The following is a 16,999-nucleotide window of genomic DNA, read 5'->3' on the forward strand; positions in this document are numbered from 1 at the left end:
GGGTGGGAGCCGGTGGGGAGGTCGCTGGCGAACAGGGCGGCGGCGCGGGCGGAGAGGAGCTGGCCCCTGGGTCACCAGGCGCTCGACTCGACGGTCACGAACGGGACCAGTTCCTCGGAATCCCGGAGCGCCTCCAGGAAGGTGACGATTTCCGCTGCTACCGAGCGGTGTTGGAGGTCGTTGAGGACGTCGTGGTGGCCGTTGCGGACGACGACGAGGCGGGCTCGGGGGAGGGCCTTGGCTGCCCTCGTCAGGGCGGCGCGGTCGGCGTAGGGGTCGGTGTCGCCGACGATGATCAGGTGAGGGAGATCCACTGTGCTGCCGTAGGTGGCGTCGAGCAGTGCGCTGTCGACGGCGGCGTTCAGGGCCCCCGGGGTGGCGTCGGTGGTGAGGACGCCTCGGTGGGTGGGGCAGTGGGTACGGGTGTCGAGTTCGTCGTCCCAGGTGTCGGTGGTTCGGGTGGTGTAGCCGGGTAGGCCGGCGAGTACTACCGCGTCGGCGGCGGTGTCGCCCTGGGCCACGAGCGCACCGACTGCGGCGGCTCCGGTGTCGGCACCGATGAGCACCAGGGGGCGCACGAGCTCGGGATCGCCGGCCGCTGCCGTCAACTCGTCGCGCAGGGTGCCGAGCTCGGTGCCGGCGGCCGCGGACGCCGTCGAGGGCAGAACACGCACGTGGTAGGCGTCGGCGGCCAGGCGGGTGGCCAGGCGGGCGTAGCTGGTGGGGGTTTCGCCGCGGCCGGGGACGATCAGCACGGTGCCGCGGGTGCGCAGACCCTGCGGAGCGGGGTAGTCGGTCATGCGGGGGCTCCTGTCGAGGATCCGGTCGAGTACGGCGGCGGCACCGCCGACCGGGAGGGTGTCGCCGCGCCAGGCGACGTGCTGATCGGGGCGGACGAGGACGTTGTCGGCGCCGTAGAGGTCGCGGACTCCGTCCAGGTGGATGACGGTGAACGGGAGGGTCTCGTCGACCGCGTCGGTGAAGGCTTTCTCGACGGTGCGGTCCGACGAGAGCACGAGTAGTGCGAAGTTGGTGCCGATGCGGTCGTAGAGGGTGCCGCCGTAGGGGTCGACGGTGCCGTCGGGGGCGCGGTGGCCCGGGCGGGGGTCGTCTTCGTAGACGTCGGGGCGCCAGGGGGCTCCGGGTTGGCCGTCTGTCCAGACGATGGGTGAATGGTCGTAGCGCTCGTCGAAGGTGACGCCGGCGGCGTTGACGTGGTCGGCGCTGAGCCGGGCGGTGATCGCGGCGCGCTTTTCGTGCGCCGACGGGCTCAGGTCGGCGTCGTCCGGGACGCCGATCGCGCGGATGTCGGCCAGCGCCTCCCGCGACCGATGGGCCCTCGCCAGGGCGAAGTTGGCTACCCGCTGGTTGTGGGGACGCCGTTCCCAGTCGTAGGAGTCGAGGAGCGAGTCGGGCGCGTGACCCGCGAGGACGGCGGCGAGTTTCCACCCGAGGTTCACCACGTCGCCGAAGCCCTCGCCGAGATTGCCGCCCGGAGTGCGGACGTGTGCTGCGTCGCCCGCGAGGAGGACGCGGCCCTGGCGGAACGTGCGGGCTATGCGGGTGGCTTCGTAGAAGGTGGTTGCGGAGGCGATCTCCAGGTCGACGTCGAAGCCGAAGGCGGCCCTTGCGACGTCGAGGAGTTCGTCGTTCGTTGGTTCGTGGTCCAGGGGGAACGGGCCGGCGTAGACCCGCCATTCGCGGGTGCTCACCGCGGCGAGGAAGCCGGAGGCCTTCTGGTTGAAGACGATGTTCGTGCCGCTGGGGGCAGGGCCGACGCGGTCGGAGATGTCGCCGGTGCGGACGATGAGGCGGTAGCGCTTCTCGGTGGCGCGATCGCCGTCGCGCGGTATGCCCGCGAGCCGCCGCACGGTGCTGCTGCCCCCGTCAGCACCGAGCACGTAACGTGCCCGGATCGTGCGCCGCTCGCCCGTTCCCGTGCCGGTCGGCCCCGCGGCGAGAGCGGTCGCGAAAAGGTCGGCTTCGATGCCCTCCGAGGTCTCGCGGAGCGCTTCCAACCGCCAGCCGCCGGCTATTGGTATGCCGCGTTCGGTGAGGTGGGTGAGGAAGACCTTTTGGAGGGCGGACTGGGGGCGGCGCAGGGCCTCTTCCGAGGAGGTTCGGCGGGTGCCCGGACCCGTGAACGCCGGGGGCGGCGTCGGGATCAGCTCGTGGCCCACCAGCGACGTGACCAGGCGGATGCCGCGGTTCCACTCGGGTGGGAACGTCCACTCGTCGCGGATGCGTTGGAGCACACCCCAGCGCCGGAAGTGCTCGACCACCCGGGGCGTGTGCCCCATTGCGCCCGCCCGGATCAACGTGGCCTCACGCGCTCGGTCGACCACCGCGACGTCGACGCCCCGCGCGGAAAGCTCGATCGCCGCCGACAACCCCACGGGCCCGGCTCCGACGATGAGGACGTCCACTTCGTCCGGTGGGCCGGCGTCCGGGAAGTGGACGGTGTGGACGTCCCGCCCGCCGGTCGCGGACGGGGTGGCGCCTCCGCGCGCCGCCGACTCGACGGCGGAGGCGTCGGCCGCGGACGGCGTGGCGACGGCGGACGCGTCGGCGTCGGTCAGCGCGGTCATTGGGCGTACCGGTTCGTCGGGATGGGAAGGCCTAGGTGGCCTCGGAGGGTGTCGGACTCGTACTCGGTGCGGAAGAGGCCTCGCTTCTGCAACAGCGGCACTACGCCTTCTACGAAGAAGAGGAGTTCCTCGTCGGTGCGGAACGCCAGGTTGATGCCGTCGAACGTCTCGGCGGCGAACCAGGTCTCGATCGCGTCGGCGACCGTCTCGGGCGACCCGACGAACGGCGACCGCTTGAACTCGTTCGCGCTCTCCACGACCTGGCGCAGCGTGAGGTTCTCCCGCCGCGCCCGCTCGATGATCTTCGTGGCCCCGGTACGCCCCCCACGTTCAGCGAGGTGAGCGACGTCCGGGAACGGCCCGTCCGGGTCGTAGACACTGAAGTCGTGGGCCCCGAACCCCCGCCCCAGCAGCGCGAGGTTCGCCGAGAAGCTGTTGTCCTCGGCGAAGATCTCCCGCTCCCGGTCCCGGGCGGCGGCGTCGGTGGCCGCCACGACCGGCCCGCCGTGGATGAAGACCTTGATGTGGTCCGGGTCGCGCCCGGCAGCGGCCGTACGGCGCTTGATGTCGGTGTAGTACTCGTGCGCCTGCTCGATCGAGCTCCCCGGCGCGTAGATGCCTTCGGCGACCTGCGCGGCCAGGTTACGCCCCTCCTCCGAGACCCCGGCCTGGAAGATCACCGGCTGCCCCTGCGGCGACCGCGACAGGTTCAGCGGTCCGTCGACCCGGAAGTGCTCCCCGACGTGGTTCAGCGCGTGCAGCTTCGTCGGGTCCAGGAACACGTCCCGGGCGACGTCGGCCGGGAAGGCATCGTCCTCGTAGGAATCCCAGAGCCCACGGATGACTTGCACCGCTTCCAGTGCGCGGCCGTAGCGGGTGGCGTAGTCGAGGTGCTCCTCGAGCCCGTAGTTGCGGGACGTCCCGGTGTCGAAGCTGGTCACGACGTTCCAGCCGGCGCGTCCACCGCTGATGTGGTCGAGCGAGCCGAACCGGCGGGCGAGGTTGAACGGCGAGTTGTACGTCGAACTCGCGGTCCCGACCAGGCCGATGCGGCTGGTGTGCACCGCGACCGCGGACAGCAGCGTCAGCGGCTCGAGCCGGTTGAGGTAATGCGACGGGTACGTGCTGTTGATGAACTGACTGTCGACGATGAACAGCGCGTCGAACAGGGCTTCCTCGGCGATCTGGGCCTGGCGGATGTAGTACTGGATGTCGATGCTGGCGTTCTTGGCGATCCGGGGGTCTTTCCAGAGGCCGTGCTGGCCGGGCCCGCCGACGCCGTAGGGGTGCAGTGCGAGGTGGATCAAAGGATCTCTCCTCAGACGTGGAGAAGGGCGCGGAGCTGTTCCCGTTCGGATCGATCAGAGGCAGCCGAGCGCAGGGTCGGCACGGAGCTGACGAGCAGCCGGCTGTAGGCGTGTCCGGGTGCGGTGATCAGGTCGCGCGTCGGACGGTCCTCGACGAGTTCTCCCTGGTAGATCACGCCGATGCGGTCGGCGACACCGGCGACCGAGCCCAGGTCGTGCGAGATGAAGACCAGCGCGGCTTCCAGCGACTTGAGGATCTCGAGCACGAGGACGCGGTTCGCGGAGTCCAGGGCGCTGACCGGTTCGTCGAGGATGACGAGGGCCGGGTCGGTGATGAGGGCGCGAGCCACCGCCACCCGCTGGCGCTGCCCGCCCGATATCGCGCTGGGGAGGCGGCCGAGCAGCTCCTCGTCGAGCCGCACGCGGCCGAGGAGTTCCCGTCCGCGCGCCACCGCCTCCGAACGCGGGATCCCACGCACGAGCAGCGGCTCGATCAGGGAGTCCTCGATCGGAAGGTCCGGGTCGAGGCTGCGCAGCGGATCCTGGAACACGTACTGGACGACGCCCCGGCGACGGAACGCCCGCCACTTGCGCTTCGAAAACCTCGTTACGTCGGAGCCGTCGACGAGAATGCGACCGGAAGAAGCCGGCACGAGCCCGAGCACCGCGCGGGCCAGCGTCGACTTGCCGGACCCCGTCTCGCCGATGATGCCGACGGTCTCGCCGGGCCTCACGTCCAGCGAAACGCTGTGGAGCACCTGGCGTCGGCCGTAGCGCACGGACAGGTCGGTAACCTGCAGGATCTGCTCAGACATCGACGGCCTCCAGGTACTTCTCCAGGCCGTACTGCTCGTGCTCGGAGATCAGCAGGCGCGTGTACTCGTGCTGCGGGTCGTGCAGGACGTCGGCCGTGGTGCCGCGCTCGACGACCTCGCCGTCGCGCAGCACCAGCACCTCGTCGCAGAGCTGGGCGATCACGGCCAGGTCGTGGGAGACGACCAGCAGCGCGAGCCCGGTGCGTTCACGCAGGTCGGCGAGGAGGTCGAGGATTTCGGCCTGCACGATGACGTCGAGCGCGGTGGTGGCTTCGTCGGCGATGAGCACGGCCGGGTCCGCCGCGATCGCCGCGGCGATCAGGACCCGCTGGAGCATGCCGCCGGAGAGCTCGTACGGGTACTGCTCGTACACCAGCGCGGGGTTGCGCAGGTGGACGGCAGCCAACAGCTCCACCGAACGACGCCGGGCCTCGCGCCGGGAGACCCGCAGCTTCACGCGGACCACCTCCGCGATCTGCGCACCGACCCGCATCGACGGATTGAGATACGACGCCGGATCCTGGAAGACCGCGCTGATCGTCGAACCGCGCAGGCCGGTCCACTCGGCCGGCGACAGCCCCGTGATGTCCCGCCCCTCGATCTCGATCGTGCCCTCGGACACGACGAAGTGCTCCGGCAGGATCCCGAGCGCGGCCCGGCACGTCAGCGTCTTCCCGCTGCCGGATTCCCCGACGATGCCGACGACCTTGCCCGGCGTCAGGTCGAACGAGATGCCGTGGACGATCTCGCGGTCGTTGACGAGGTCGCGGATGTGCAGGTCACGTACGGCGAGCGAGGTCATCGGACCACCTTCCGCGCGTCGATGAGGGCTCGGCCGGCCGCGCCGGACACGTCGCGGATGGCGTCGGCAAGGAGATTGGACGCCCAGACGGTCGCCATGATCAGCAACGCGGGCGCGACCGGCGCGAAGGGCCGGTAGTGCAGGTAGTTGAGGTCGGAGGCGAGCAGACCGCCCCAGGTCGGCGCCGGCGGCTGCACGCCGATGCCGAGGAACGTGAGGCTGGAGACGATGATGAAGCCGACGCCGATGGTCTGGGCGAGCGCGACAGCGATCGGCGGGAGCACCTTGGCCCAGACGTGCCGGCGGATGATCCAGCCGGTCGACGCGCCGGAGATCTGCGCGGCCTCGACGTACTGGGAGTGCGCGACCGCCATCGTCGCCGCGCGTGTCACCCGGTAGAACAGCGGCGAAACCAGCACGCCGGTGACCAGCATGGCCTGGGTGAGGCCGTTGCCGAGCAGTGCGGTGACCGCCACGGCGAAGACCAGGAACGGCAGTGCGACGAGTGTGTCGACCAGTCGGAGCGTCGTCCATTCGAAGACGCGGCCGAGCAGCACCGAGAGCAGGCCGGGGATCACCCCGACGACGAGCGCCACCAGCGCGACGAGGACCGATCCGACGACGCTGTCGCGGGAGCCCTCGAGCAGGCGGCTGAACACGTCGCGGCCGAGGTAGTCGGTGCCGAGCCAGTGCTCGCCGGAGACGCCCAGCAACGGCGTGGTCGTGGCCTTCTCCGGCGCGAGGATCGGGCCGAAGACCGCCAGTAGCAGGACGACGAACAGAATGGCCACCGCCAGTTGACCGGCGCGCAGCGTGAGAATTCGTCGGAGCATCTCTCAGACCCCCCGGTGGGATGCCGGCGTGATCTTGCCGAGCACCAGGTTGACGATCAGGTTGAAGCTCACGACCAGCACGATCGAGACGACGAGCACGCCCTGCACCTCGGGCACGTCACCGGCCTGGGCGGCGTCGTTCGCGAAGCGGCCGAAGCCCTGCAGGCCGAAGATCCACTCGGTGACGACCGAGGCGCCGATGATGACCGGGAACTTGAGCCCGAGCACTGCCAGCGCGGGTCCGACGCCGTTGGGCAGCACGTGCCGGAGGAAGATCCGGCGCGAACTCAAGCCCCGGACCACCGCGCCGGTCACGTAGTTCTCCGAGTACGCGCCGACCAGTCCGGCACGCAACTGCCGGGCGACGTCGGCGATCGCGTCGAAACTCAACGCGAGCGCCGGCAGCATCAGGTGCCCCAGCCAGGGGGAGAAGCCGACCTCGAACGGGATGTAACCGCCGGAGGGGAACCAGCCGAGGCCGACCGCGAAAATCTCGACCAGCAGGATGCCGATCACGAACGGCGGCATGATCGAGAAGACGGTCAGCACTCCGGTGATCGACCGGTCGATCCACGTTCCGCGCCGCAGCGCCGCGAGGGCGCCGAACGCGAAGCCGAAGACGACGCCGAGGATCATCGCGAGCACGGCCACCGACAGGCTGATCGCGAGGCCTTCCGCGATCAGCTGCGTGACGCTCACGCCGTTGGACCAGCTGCGGCCGAGGTCACCGCGGAGGACGTCGCTGAGCCAGTGCCAGTACTGGACGAGGAACGGCTGGTCGAGACCCCACTCGTGCTCGATCCGTGCCACGGCCTCGGGGGTGGCGTCCTCGCCCAGCTGGCTGTGGGCGGGGGTGAGGCCGCTCAAGGCCCGGAGCGTGAACGTCACGAACGTCGCGACGAGGAAGACCGGCACGAAGATCGCGAGTGAGCGGGCGACGGTGATCAGGATGCGCGCGGTGGCCCGCTGGACCTTGATCAGCACGAGTGGCGGCTCAGCGACGACCGTGGTCATGCGATCGTGACCCCGTTCCAGTCGATGTGGCCGGGATTGGCGGGCAGGGCCGACACGGACTTGCTCTTGGCCAGCAGATTCGGCGAGGAGTACGTGAACACCAGCGCCTTGCTCTCCAGGCCGGCGCGGGTGGCCGCCTGCAGCACCGAGGCGTAGTCGGGCGACTCCAGCGGCGTCTGCCGGACCTTCGCGACAGCGGCGTCGAACCCATCGGGCTGGTACGGCGAGCTGAGGTTCAGCGGGCCGTTCGGTCCGAAGTGCGCGGTCAGCGTCTGCACGGCCGAGTCACGTCCGGTGGTGCCGTAGAGCGAGAGCGTCAGGTCCTTGGCGAAGAACGGCGTCGCCCAATTCTTGTCGACCTTGATGTCGACGGTGATCCCGACGGCACCCAGCTGCGACTGCACGATCTCGGCCTGCGGGTCGGCGGCCGGGATGACCAGCGTCAGCTTGATCGGCGGAACGTCCTTGAGCAGCTCCTTGGCCTTGGCCGGGTCGTAGGCGTACTTGTCGGCCGACTCCGGGTCGTAGGCCACGTACTTCTTCGGGAACGGCTGGTCAGTGGACTCGCCGTAGCCGAATCCGAGCTTGTCGACGAACTCCTGCCGGTTGATCGCGTACCGCACGGCGTCGACGACCATGGGATCGGTGAACGGCGCCTTGTTCACGTTGATGCTGATGTTGTTGGCGTTGAAGCCCGGCTGCACGAAGACGTCCAGGCCGGCGGCCTTCGCCGCTTCGGCGTTGTTCGGCGTGATGTCGGCGAAGTTGTAGACGCCCGTCTGCAGGCCCGACACGACGGTCGCGGCGTCCGGCGCGGAGATCAGCTCGACGTTTTCGATGTGGATGTTCTTCGCGTCCCAGTAGTCCGGGTTCTTCTTGAGGACGGCCTTGGTGCCCGGAGTCAGCTGGGTGACGATGAACGGCCCGGCGCCGACGGGCTTCTGGTCGAGCGCGGTGGGGTCGGCCTTCGGGCTGGCGACCTGGAGCACGCGCTCGCCGAAGAGCAGCGGGATCTGGTAGTCGGTCTGCGTCAGCTGCACGACGACGTCCAGGTCGCCGCTCGCCGTCACGGTTTTGATCGACGTCAGGTCGCCGAACAGCGCGGAGTTCTTCTGGGTCTTGGCACGTTCGATCGCTGCCTTGACCGCGGCGGCGTTCACCGGTTCGCCGTCGCTGAACGTGAGGTTCGGGCGCAGGTGGAACGTGACCTGGTCGCCGGTGTCGTTGTACTTCCAGCTCTCGGCGAGGTCGGGGACCGCGTTGCCCTTCTCGTCGGTCTTGGTCAGCGAGGCGTAGACGAGCGCGAGTTCACGGAACTGCGCGCCGCTGCCGGAGACCACCGGGTCCCAGTGCGTCGGGAAGTACGACGTCGCCCAGCGGAGCGTGGACGTGCCGTCGCCGGCGGCGGCGTTTCCGTTGCCGGCGCAGGCGGTGGCGGTGAAGGCCAGGGCCAATGCGGCCAGGGCAACCGTGAAGCGGCGCATGGGGGTGCTCTTTCTGGTCATGAGAGGGACGACGCCGGAACAGCGGTGTGCCGGTTTGCCGGAATGGGGAGGCCGAGGTTGCCGCGGAGGGTGGTGGCCTCGTAGTCGGTGCGGACGACGCCGCGCTCGCGGAGGATCGGCAGCACCTGGTCGGTGAAGCGCGCGAACTCGCGAGGCGAGTTGACGCTGATGCTGATCCCGTCGAACCCGCCGCCCTCGTACCAGCGCTGGATCTCGTTCGCGACGGTCAGTGGCGAGCCGACGAACGGCGAGCGGTGCGCGTCGAGCTGGTGCTCGACGACCTGGCGCAGCGTGAGGCCGTGCTCCCGGGCGTGGGCGACGATCGCCTCGGCCTGCGTGCGGAAGCTGTTCGCCGCGGCGGCGTCGATCTCGGGGAACGGCGCGTCGAGGTCGTACTGGCTGAAGTCGTGCCACCCGAACGGGCGCCCGAGCTCGGCGAGGGCGCGGTCGAAGCTCTTCTCGGTGAGAATTTTCGCTTCCCGGGCGCGGGCTTCGGAGTCGGTGTCGGCGATGATCGGGAAGATCCCGGGCATGATCAGCACGTTCTCGGGGTCACGGCCCTTCGCGGCCGCGCGCTCCCGGAGCTCGGTGCGGAACGCGGCCGCCTGCTCCAGCGTCGCCGCGTGCGTGAAGATCGCGTCGGCGATGCTCGCGCCGAGGTCACGGCCGTCCTCGGAGTCCCCGGCCTGGAAGATCACCGGCTGACCCTGCGGCGAACGCTCGAGGTTCAACGGGCCGACGACCGAGAAGTGCTCACCGCGATGGTCGAGCGTGTGCTGCTTGTCCCGGTCGAAGAAGACGCCGCGCTCCTTGTCGCGCGGGAACGCGTCGGCCTCGTACGAATCCCAGAGACCCTGCGCCACCCGCACGTGCTCGAGCGCACGCCCGTACCGGGTCGCGTAGTCGAAGTGCTGCTCGCGGCTGTAGTTGCCGGCCGTTCCGGCGTCGCCGGTGGCGACGACGTTCCAACCGGCGCGCCCGCCGCTGATGTGATCCAGCGAGTAGAGCCGCCGGGCGACGTTGAACGGCTCGTTGTACGAGGTGGTGATCGTGCCGACCAGGCCGACGTGCGTCGTGTGCACGGCCACGGCCGACAGCAGGGTCAGCGGCTCGAGGCGGCTGAGGTAGTGGTTCGGCGAGTCCGGCGTGATGAACTGGCTGTCGACGATGAAGACGAGGTCGAACTTCGCGGCCTCGGCCTCCTGCGCACGTGCGATGTACCAGCGGATGTCGACGCTGGCGTCGGCGGCGACGTCGCTGTCGAGCCAGGTGTTGTGCTGACCCGGGCCGCCGACTCCGAGGAGGATGGCGCCCAGTTTGAGGGCACGACGAGACATAGGGGGCCTTCCAGAAAAAGGGGGCAAGCGACGGCGTCAGTGGCAGCGACAGTGGGCGTTCATCACACTGACCAGCGGGCTCATGTCCACTATCCTGATCGAGCAGGTAGGAAAAGTCCAACGACGTTGCGCGATGACGACTGATCGTTTTCGCTTATCAATCGAGGTGGGGGATGACCGTGAGCCTGGACATCGTTCCGCTGCGCAGTTACGTGGCGGTGGCCGACTGCGGTGGCTTCCAGCGCGCCGCGCGATCGCTGCAGCTGAGCCAGAGCGCGATCAGCCAGCACGTCCGTCGGCTGGAGTCCGCTGTCGACCGCCCGCTGGTCGTGCGTTCCGGACGCGGCTCGCGCTTCACCCCCGACGGTGAGCGTCTGCTGGCCCACGCGCGCCGGATCCTCGCCGTGCACGACGAAGCGATGCGCGCGTTCGGGTTCGAGGCCGAGCAGACGGTGGTGATCGGCTCGACCGAACACGCCGCGGCGCAGCTGCTGCCCTGCCTTCGTTCGGCTCTCGGGATGACCGCGCGGTTCCGCATCGACCGGGGAACGCGTCTGCGTGACGCCCTCGCGTCGGGCGCCATCGACATGGCGCTGCTGCTGGGCCACAGTGACGATCCGCGCGCGGTGCCGGTCGGGGAGCTGGAGCTCACCTGGTACGCGTCGCCGACGTGGAAGCCGGTCGCCGGCCGTCCGATCCCCATCGCCGCGTTCGACGACCCGTGTGCCCTGCGTACCCGTGCTCTGGAGACGCTCGCCGGGCACGACATCCCGGCCGAGATCAGCGCGGAGTCGGCGCAGCTCGCCGGGGTGCAGGCCGCGGTCGGCGCGGGTCTGGGTGTCGCGCTGCTGGCGACGCTCGGCCAGACGCCGGAAGGCTTGATTCCCCGGTACGACCTGCCACGGCCGCACCCCCTTCCGCTCAACCTCTGGGGCCGGCGCGGTCTGTCGCCGGAGACCGTGGGGGTCGCCGCGCGTGCGGTAGAGCGATTGCTCGACGTCGACGAACTCGCGAAAGGTGCCTGATGTCCTCTCCGTTCCACGTTCCGGCCGGTTCTCGTACTCCCAGCGGGGTCGTGCTCCCGGCCGACATCGACCCGTTCCACCGCAGGCTCCACCGCATCGCACCGGCCGGTCTCATCGGTGACACGACGCAGACGAAGGGCATGCGTCGCGTCGAAGCGATCAGCGGCAAGACCGTCGGCGCGGAGAACCTGTGGATGGGGCAGACGCACGTCCCGGCGTCGACGAACTCGGCCAACCACCACCACGGCGCGTCGGAGACCGCGATCTACATCGTGTCCGGCACCCCGGTGTTCGTGTTCCTCGACCTGGAAGGCGACGAACCGGTCGAGACCCGCATCGAGACGGCCCCCGGCGACTACGTGTTCGTCCCGCCGTACGTCCCGCACCGCGAGGAGAACCCCGACCCCGACACCGAGGCCGTCGTCGTGATCGCCCGCACCACACAGGAGGCGATCGTCGTCAACCTCGACGACCTGAGCTGGGACGGCGTCAGCCCAACCCCCCACGCTTGACGAGTTGCGCGGCGATGACGTTGCGCTGGATCTCGTTCGTCCCCTCACCGACGATCATCAGCGGGGCGTCGCGGAAGTAGCGTTCGACGTCGAACTCGGTCGAGTAGCCGTAGCCGCCGTGGATACGCACCGCGTCGAGCGCGACCTCCATCGCGGTCTCGGAGGCGAACAGCTTCGCCATGCCCGCTTCGAGGTCGGCCCGTTCGCCGGACTCGAGTTTTTCCGCGGCGAAGAGGATCAGCTGGCGGGCGGCCGTGAGCTTGGTGGCCATGTCGGCCAGGTAGTTGCCGATCGACTGGTGCTGCCAGATCGGCTTGCCGAACGACTCGCGCTCCTGCGCGTACTGCAACGCATCGTCAAAAGCTGCTTGTCCGACGCCCAGCGCGCGGGACGCGACCTGGATGCGTCCGGTCTCGAGGCCCTTCATCATGTGGGCGAAGCCACGGCCAGGCGTGCCGCCCAGCACCGCGTCAGCCGGGACGCGCATGTCGTCGAAATGAAGTTCGCAGGCTTCTACGCCTTTGTAACCGAGTTTCGGGAGATCCTTCGAGACGGTGAGGCCGGGGCCGTGCTCGACGAGGAGCACGGAGATGCCGCGGTGCTGGGGCTCGGCGTCCGGATCGGTTTTGCAGAGCAGGGCGATGAGGCCGGAGCGGCGGGCGTTGGAGATCCAGGTTTTCTGGCCGTTGATGCGGTAGCCGTCTTCGGTGTGCGTGGCGACCGTGGTGATGGCCTGCAGGTCCGAGCCGCCGCCGGGTTCGGTGAGGGCCATCGTGGCGCGCAGTTCGCCGGTGGCCATGCGGGGGAGGTACCTGTCCTTCTGCTCCTGGGTGCCGTGGTCGAGGAGCAGCTTCGCAACGACGGTGTGCCCGCCCATCGCGCCGGCCAGCGACATCCATCCCCGGGCGAGTTCCGCGGTGACCAGCGCGTAGCACGGCATCGACACCGGGGCCTCGCCCCAGGGTGCGGGGATGGCCAGGCCGTAGATGCCGAGCTGTTTCATCTGCTCGATGAGGCGCTCGGGGTAGGTGTTCGTGTGCTCCAGTTCGCGCACGACCGGTTTGACCTCGCGGTCGACGAACTCCCGAACGGTGGCGACGACCTCGTGCTCTTCGCTGTTCACGGATCCATCGTCGATGATTCGCGGCCCGGCCGGGAACTTCCCGACCGGGCCGTGAATCGTCTTCAGTCCAGCAGTTCGGTGACCGTTCCCGCGGCGACCGTGCGGTTGCCCTCACGGACCGCGAAGCCGAGGCCGACCTCGAGCGCGACCGGCTTGCTCAGGTCCACCACGACCCGGTCGAGAGTGTCACCGGGCATCACGAGGTCCACCCCGTCCAGCTCCAGCCCACCCGACACGTCGGTCGTGTGGAAGTAGAACTGGGGCCGGTAGTTGGCCTCGAACGGCGTGTGCCGACCTCCCTCGGCGTAGGTCAGTGCGTACATCGTCGCCCGGAACCGCTGGTGCGGCGTGACGCTGCCGGGCACCGCGAGCACCTGGCCGCGCTGCACCTGCTCGCGCTTGACCCCGCGGAGCAGTACCGCGGCGTTGTCGCCGGCCTGTGCCGCGTCGAGCGACTTGCTGAACATCTCCAGACCGGTGGCGACGCTCGGCACCGTCGGCCCGAGACCGACGACCTCGACCTGGTCGCCGACGTGCAGCGTGCCACGCTCGACCTTGCCGGTGACGACCGTGCCCCGGCCGCTGATCGACAGGACGCCCTCGATCGGCATCAGGAACGGCTCGCCGAGCTCGCGCGGAGGCACGGGCACGTACTCGTCGACCGCGTCGAGCAGGTCGACGATGGACTGCACCCAGCGCGGGTCGCCCTCCAGCGCCTTGAGCGCGCTGACCGGGATCACGGGCACCTCGTCACCGGGGAACCCGTACTCCGACAGCAGCTCGCGGACCTCCAGTTCGACGAGGTCGAGCAGCTCGGGGTCGTCGACGGTGTCACTCTTGTTGAGCGCCACCACCAGGTACGGAACACCGACCCGCCGCGCGAGCAGCACGTGCTCGCGGGTCTGCGGCATCGACCCGTCCTGCGCCGACACGACGAGAATCGCACCGTCCACCTGCGCCGCCCCCGTGATCATGTTCTTCACGTAGTCGGCGTGGCCGGGCATGTCGACGTGCGCGTAGTGGCGCGTCGGCGTCTCGTACTCGACGTGCGCGATGGTGATCGTGATGCCGCGGGCGGCCTCCTCCGGCGCCCGGTCGATGCCCTCGAACGCGACGTACCGGTTGGCGGCCGGGTCGCGGTCGGCGAGCACCTTCGTGATGGCGGCGGTCAGGGTGGTCTTGCCGTGGTCGACGTGCCCCATCGTCCCGATGTTGACGTGGGGCTTGTTACGGATGAACTGGCTCTTGGCCATGATTCCTCACTGGGTGTAAGGCCTTCGTGGTTGATGAACCGCGGCCTCGGCCGCGTCAGAACCCGCGCAGGTGCCAGCCACCCTTCCCCGGGGTTCTGCTGGCAGTGGGGAAGGGTCAGCTTCGGGTATCGACGCCGCTGAGCGAGCACGCGCACGCGGGAGCCACCGACGAGGGCAGCTGCAGACCGGGCGCGTACATGCGGATCACGGTAGCCAGTAACGCTACGGACCCCCACCGAATTTCCGTGGGGTCAGGGCTTGCGGCCCACGGCGCAGTAGACGTCGAGGGCTTCGCGGTCTGTTCCCGGCCGGGGGCGCCACTGGGAGGTCGAGACGACGCCGGGCTCGAGGAGTTCCAGGCCCGCGAAGTAGCCGGCGATCTCTTGGGGGGTGCGCAGGTTGTAGGGGTGGCCGCCCTCCTTGGCGACCCGCTGGCTCTCGATACTCTGCGCGCTGGTGAGCGTCCCGTCGCTCACGGCCAGGTAGCTACCCGACGGCACGGCGGCGAGCAGGCGCTCGACGATCGAGCGGGCTTCGGCGTAGTCGGCGACGTTGCCCAGGATGCCGATCATCGTCAGCGCGACGGGCTTGCTGAAGTCGAGCGTCTGGGCGGCCTCGCTCAGGATCCGCTCGGGGTTCTGCACGTCGGAGTCGATGTAGGCGGTCCGGCCCGCACCGGAGCTCGTCAGCAAAGCACGGGCGTGCACCAGCACGAGGGGATCGTTGTCGACGTAGACGACGCGCGAGTCGGGGGCGACGCGTTGCGCGACCTGGTGGGTGTTGTCGGCCGTCGGGAGGCCGGTTCCGATGTCCAGGAACTGCCGGATGCCCACCTCGCCGGCGAGGAGCGTGACGGCCTGGATGAGGAACCTGCGCTGGGCCTGGGCCACCGCTGCGATGCCGGGGTTCGCCGCGCGGAGCGCCTCGGCCAACTCGCGGTCGACGGCGAAGTTGTCCTTACCGTCCAGGAGGTAGTTCCACACCCGGGCACTGCTCGGCCGCGTCACGTCGATGGCGGGATCGGTCATCACGAAGTCCTTTGCGGAGGCACCGTTCCCCGCGATCCTAGGGAAGCACTACACGCGCTTGTGGACGAAGGGGCCGAGGCGGTTCAGGGCCTCTTCGATGGGGGTGGTGGCGCCGGCGAAGGAGATGCGGATGAAGTGGTGGCCCTCGACCGGGTCGAAGTCGATGCCCGGGGCCACGGCCACGCCCGTCTCGTCGAGCAGCTCGTAGGTGAACCGCATCGAGTCGTCGGTCAGGTGCCCGACGTCGGCGAAGACGTAGAACGCGCCGTCGGCCGGCGCGAGCCGGTCGATGCCGAGCGTCGGCAGGCCCTCGAGCAGCAGCGAACGGTTGCGCGCGTAGCGCTCGACGTGCGAGTCGGCCTCGGCGTACGACTCGGGGGTGAACGCCGCGACGGCCGCGTACTGCGGCAACGCGGGCGGGCAGATCGTCAGGTTGCCGGTGAGGCGATCGACTGCGCGGCGCAGCGCCTCCGGCACCAGTAGCCACCCGAGCCGCCACCCGGTCATCGAAAAATACTTCGAGAACGAATTGACGACGATCGCCTCGCGGGAGGTCTCCCAGGCGCTGGCCGTCGCGGGGGAGCCCAGGTAGCTCAGGCCGTGGTAGATCTCGTCGCTGATCAGCCAGATGCCGTGGTTCCGGCAGTACGTGACCAGCGCGGCGAGCTCCGCGGCGTCGAGAACGGTGCCGGTCGGGTTGGCCGGGCTCGCGACGACCAGGCCGCGCACCGGCTCGTCCAGCGCCTCGAGCATGGCGACGGTCGGCTGGAAGCGCGTCTCGGGCCCGCACGGCAGCTCGACGACCTCGCAGCCGAGCGCGGTGAGGATGTTGCGGTAGCACGGGTAGCCGGGCCGGGCCATGGCCACGCGGTCCCCGGCGTCGAACGCGGCGAGGAACGCCAGCTGGAACCCGCCGGAGCCGGCGGTGGTGACCACGACGTCGTCGGGAGTGACGTCGAGGCCGTAGACGCGGCCGTAGTGTGCCGCGATGCCCTCGCGCAGCTCGGGGATGCCGAGCGCGACGGTGTAGCCGAGCACCTCCGTCTCGAGCGCTGCCGCAGCGGCGGCTCGGACCGGCGCGGGTGCGGGCGTCGACGGCTGGCCGGCCGAGAGGTTGATCAGGTCGCCGCGGGTGCGCTGCCGCTCGGCGGCGGCCGACCACACGTCCATGACGTGGAACGGCTCGACGCCGGAGCGGCCGGAGGGAGCGAGGGAATGGTTCATTGCACTACCTCATGATCGGGGCAGGTCACGCGCAACTCGGCGTCACCGAAGGGTTCGTCGACGAAGTTGCAGTGATGCGGGCGATCGGTGCCCGGATGGGCGTCCGGTACGTAGAAGCGGCAGGTCAGGCACATCTGGGAGACGGGGATGAGCCGGCGGTCCTGCAGTTCGCGCATCAGCGTGACAGTGCTGCGGAGCATGGCCGCGAAGTCGTCGCCCGGCAGCGTGGACACCGCACCGCTGAGCTCCTCGGAGGCGACGTTCACCCGCGCCGCCTCGGCGCTGCCCGACGGGGTGAGGCTCAGGAGGATGACGCGCGCGTCCTCCGGGCTTTTCGTCGCCTCGAGCAGTTCTTTGCGACGGAGGACCTTCACGGCGTCGGAAACCGTCGGCGGGGTGGACGCGAGAGCGGTGACGATGTCGCCCTGGCGCAGGGGGGCGCGGCCGCCGGAGAGGAGCGTGAGGATGTCGGCCTGCAGCGGTGAAAGGTTGTGTGGCCCGGCGTTGCGCCAGGCCTCCATGCGGACGGCCTGGCCGAGCCGGGCGAGCCCCACGAGGAGCTGGCTGGCCGGCGGTGGTCCGGGTACGTCCGACATGCCGACCACCCTAGCTAGGCGGGCCGGCTGGACCCGT

Annotated in this window: 15 protein-coding genes; 2 read left to right on the forward strand and 13 right to left on the reverse strand. The window is 69.7% G+C overall.

The window, feature by feature from the left end; genetic code table 11:
* Positions 1 to 71: 71 nt before the first annotated feature.
* The 8 genes from ACGFY5_RS24940 to ACGFY5_RS24975 are packed head-to-tail and all read right to left on the reverse strand — an operon-like array spanning position 72 to position 10,201.
* Positions 72 to 2,588 (reverse strand): FAD-dependent oxidoreductase, encoded by a 2,517-nt coding sequence (locus ACGFY5_RS24940; protein ID WP_392723340.1) that lies wholly within the window; start codon positions 2,586 to 2,588, stop codon positions 72 to 74.
* Positions 2,585 to 3,895, reverse strand: a complete 1,311-nt coding sequence (locus ACGFY5_RS24945) for an NtaA/DmoA family FMN-dependent monooxygenase (protein WP_392723342.1) — start codon at positions 3,893 to 3,895, stop codon at positions 2,585 to 2,587. The genes ACGFY5_RS24940 and ACGFY5_RS24945 overlap by 4 nt, the downstream gene beginning before the upstream one ends.
* 11 nt (positions 3,896 to 3,906) lie before the next feature.
* Positions 3,907 to 4,710 carry an ABC transporter ATP-binding protein gene (locus ACGFY5_RS24950; protein WP_392723344.1) on the reverse strand — a complete coding sequence of 268 codons (804 nt, stop codon included), beginning with the start codon at positions 4,708 to 4,710 and terminating at the stop codon, positions 3,907 to 3,909.
* Positions 4,703 to 5,512 (reverse strand): ABC transporter ATP-binding protein, encoded by an 810-nt coding sequence (locus tag ACGFY5_RS24955; protein ID WP_392723346.1) that lies wholly within the window; start codon positions 5,510 to 5,512, stop codon positions 4,703 to 4,705. The genes ACGFY5_RS24950 and ACGFY5_RS24955 overlap by 8 nt, the downstream gene beginning before the upstream one ends.
* Complete coding sequence (locus tag ACGFY5_RS24960; RefSeq protein ID WP_392723348.1) at positions 5,509 to 6,345, reverse strand: ABC transporter permease; 837 nt, start codon at positions 6,343 to 6,345, stop codon at positions 5,509 to 5,511. Before ACGFY5_RS24960 ends, ACGFY5_RS24955 begins: the two co-directional genes overlap by 4 nt.
* A 3-nt stretch (positions 6,346 to 6,348) precedes the next feature.
* Complete coding sequence (locus ACGFY5_RS24965; RefSeq protein ID WP_392723350.1) at positions 6,349 to 7,359, reverse strand: ABC transporter permease; 1,011 nt, start codon at positions 7,357 to 7,359, stop codon at positions 6,349 to 6,351.
* Positions 7,356 to 8,864 (reverse strand): ABC transporter substrate-binding protein, encoded by a 1,509-nt coding sequence (locus ACGFY5_RS24970; RefSeq protein WP_392723352.1) that lies wholly within the window; start codon positions 8,862 to 8,864, stop codon positions 7,356 to 7,358. The genes ACGFY5_RS24965 and ACGFY5_RS24970 overlap by 4 nt, the downstream gene beginning before the upstream one ends.
* Complete coding sequence (locus tag ACGFY5_RS24975; RefSeq protein ID WP_392723355.1) at positions 8,861 to 10,201, reverse strand: NtaA/DmoA family FMN-dependent monooxygenase; 1,341 nt, start codon at positions 10,199 to 10,201, stop codon at positions 8,861 to 8,863. The genes ACGFY5_RS24970 and ACGFY5_RS24975 overlap by 4 nt, the downstream gene beginning before the upstream one ends.
* A gap of 173 nt (positions 10,202 to 10,374) precedes the next feature.
* Between ACGFY5_RS24975 and ACGFY5_RS24980 the strand changes: the two genes are divergently transcribed.
* Both ACGFY5_RS24980 and ACGFY5_RS24985 read left to right on the forward strand, forming a co-directional pair.
* On the forward strand, positions 10,375 to 11,226 hold the full coding sequence (locus ACGFY5_RS24980; RefSeq protein ID WP_392723357.1) for a LysR family transcriptional regulator: 852 nt from the start codon (positions 10,375 to 10,377) through the stop codon (positions 11,224 to 11,226).
* Complete coding sequence (locus tag ACGFY5_RS24985) at positions 11,226 to 11,738, forward strand: cupin domain-containing protein (RefSeq protein WP_392723359.1); 513 nt, start codon at positions 11,226 to 11,228, stop codon at positions 11,736 to 11,738. The genes ACGFY5_RS24980 and ACGFY5_RS24985 overlap by 1 nt, the downstream gene beginning before the upstream one ends.
* Here ACGFY5_RS24985 and ACGFY5_RS24990 read toward each other — a convergent pair.
* The 5 genes from ACGFY5_RS24990 to ACGFY5_RS25010 all read right to left on the reverse strand — a co-directional run bounded on the left by ACGFY5_RS24990 (position 11,716) and on the right by ACGFY5_RS25010 (position 16,962).
* On the reverse strand, positions 11,716 to 12,861 hold the full coding sequence (locus ACGFY5_RS24990) for an acyl-CoA dehydrogenase family protein (RefSeq protein WP_392723361.1): 1,146 nt from the start codon (positions 12,859 to 12,861) through the stop codon (positions 11,716 to 11,718). The genes ACGFY5_RS24985 and ACGFY5_RS24990 overlap by 23 nt on opposite strands.
* 62 nt (positions 12,862 to 12,923) lie before the next feature.
* The gene (gene tuf, locus ACGFY5_RS24995) at positions 12,924 to 14,114 is read right to left on the reverse strand and encodes an elongation factor Tu (RefSeq protein ID WP_392723363.1); all 1,191 of its coding nucleotides are present in this window, start codon (positions 14,112 to 14,114) and stop codon (positions 12,924 to 12,926) included.
* Positions 14,115 to 14,365: 251 nt separating this feature from the next.
* Positions 14,366 to 15,142: an SAM-dependent methyltransferase gene (locus ACGFY5_RS25000; RefSeq protein WP_392723365.1), complete on the reverse strand. Its 777-nt coding sequence runs from the start codon at positions 15,140 to 15,142 to the stop codon at positions 14,366 to 14,368.
* Between the two features lie 48 nt (positions 15,143 to 15,190).
* Positions 15,191 to 16,366 carry a pyridoxal phosphate-dependent aminotransferase gene (locus tag ACGFY5_RS25005; protein ID WP_392723367.1) on the reverse strand — a complete coding sequence of 392 codons (1,176 nt, stop codon included), beginning with the start codon at positions 16,364 to 16,366 and terminating at the stop codon, positions 15,191 to 15,193.
* On the reverse strand, positions 16,363 to 16,962 hold the full coding sequence (locus ACGFY5_RS25010; protein ID WP_392723369.1) for a MarR family winged helix-turn-helix transcriptional regulator: 600 nt from the start codon (positions 16,960 to 16,962) through the stop codon (positions 16,363 to 16,365). Before ACGFY5_RS25010 ends, ACGFY5_RS25005 begins: the two co-directional genes overlap by 4 nt.
* Positions 16,963 to 16,999: the final 37 nt, after the last annotated feature.

This window comes from Cryptosporangium sp. NPDC048952, assembly GCF_043197895.1.
In the GTDB taxonomy this organism is placed as follows: domain Bacteria; phylum Actinomycetota; class Actinomycetes; order Mycobacteriales; family Cryptosporangiaceae; genus Cryptosporangium.

What these genes read in the sequence shown, in the direction of transcription:
- ACGFY5_RS24985 (WP_392723359.1), top strand. Translation starts at nt 11,226, where the DNA reads ATGTCCTCTCCGTTCCACGTTCCGGCCGGTTCTCGTACTCCCAGCGGG.
- ACGFY5_RS24975 (WP_392723355.1), bottom strand. Translation starts at nt 10,201, where the DNA reads ATGTCTCGTCGTGCCCTCAAACTGGGCGCCATCCTCCTCGGAGTCGGC.
- tuf (WP_392723363.1), bottom strand. Translation starts at nt 14,114, where the DNA reads ATGGCCAAGAGCCAGTTCATCCGTAACAAGCCCCACGTCAACATCGGG.
- ACGFY5_RS25010 (WP_392723369.1), bottom strand. Translation starts at nt 16,962, where the DNA reads ATGTCGGACGTACCCGGACCACCGCCGGCCAGCCAGCTCCTCGTGGGG.
- ACGFY5_RS24960 (WP_392723348.1), bottom strand. Translation starts at nt 6,345, where the DNA reads ATGCTCCGACGAATTCTCACGCTGCGCGCCGGTCAACTGGCGGTGGCC.
- ACGFY5_RS24970 (WP_392723352.1), bottom strand. Translation starts at nt 8,864, where the DNA reads ATGACCAGAAAGAGCACCCCCATGCGCCGCTTCACGGTTGCCCTGGCC.
- ACGFY5_RS25005 (WP_392723367.1), bottom strand. Translation starts at nt 16,366, where the DNA reads ATGAACCATTCCCTCGCTCCCTCCGGCCGCTCCGGCGTCGAGCCGTTC.
- ACGFY5_RS24965 (WP_392723350.1), bottom strand. Translation starts at nt 7,359, where the DNA reads ATGACCACGGTCGTCGCTGAGCCGCCACTCGTGCTGATCAAGGTCCAG.
- ACGFY5_RS24950 (WP_392723344.1), bottom strand. Translation starts at nt 4,710, where the DNA reads ATGTCTGAGCAGATCCTGCAGGTTACCGACCTGTCCGTGCGCTACGGC.
- ACGFY5_RS24940 (WP_392723340.1), bottom strand. Translation starts at nt 2,588, where the DNA reads ATGACCGCGCTGACCGACGCCGACGCGTCCGCCGTCGCCACGCCGTCC.
- ACGFY5_RS25000 (WP_392723365.1), bottom strand. Translation starts at nt 15,142, where the DNA reads ATGACCGATCCCGCCATCGACGTGACGCGGCCGAGCAGTGCCCGGGTG.
- ACGFY5_RS24955 (WP_392723346.1), bottom strand. Translation starts at nt 5,512, where the DNA reads ATGACCTCGCTCGCCGTACGTGACCTGCACATCCGCGACCTCGTCAAC.
- ACGFY5_RS24980 (WP_392723357.1), top strand. Translation starts at nt 10,375, where the DNA reads ATGACCGTGAGCCTGGACATCGTTCCGCTGCGCAGTTACGTGGCGGTG.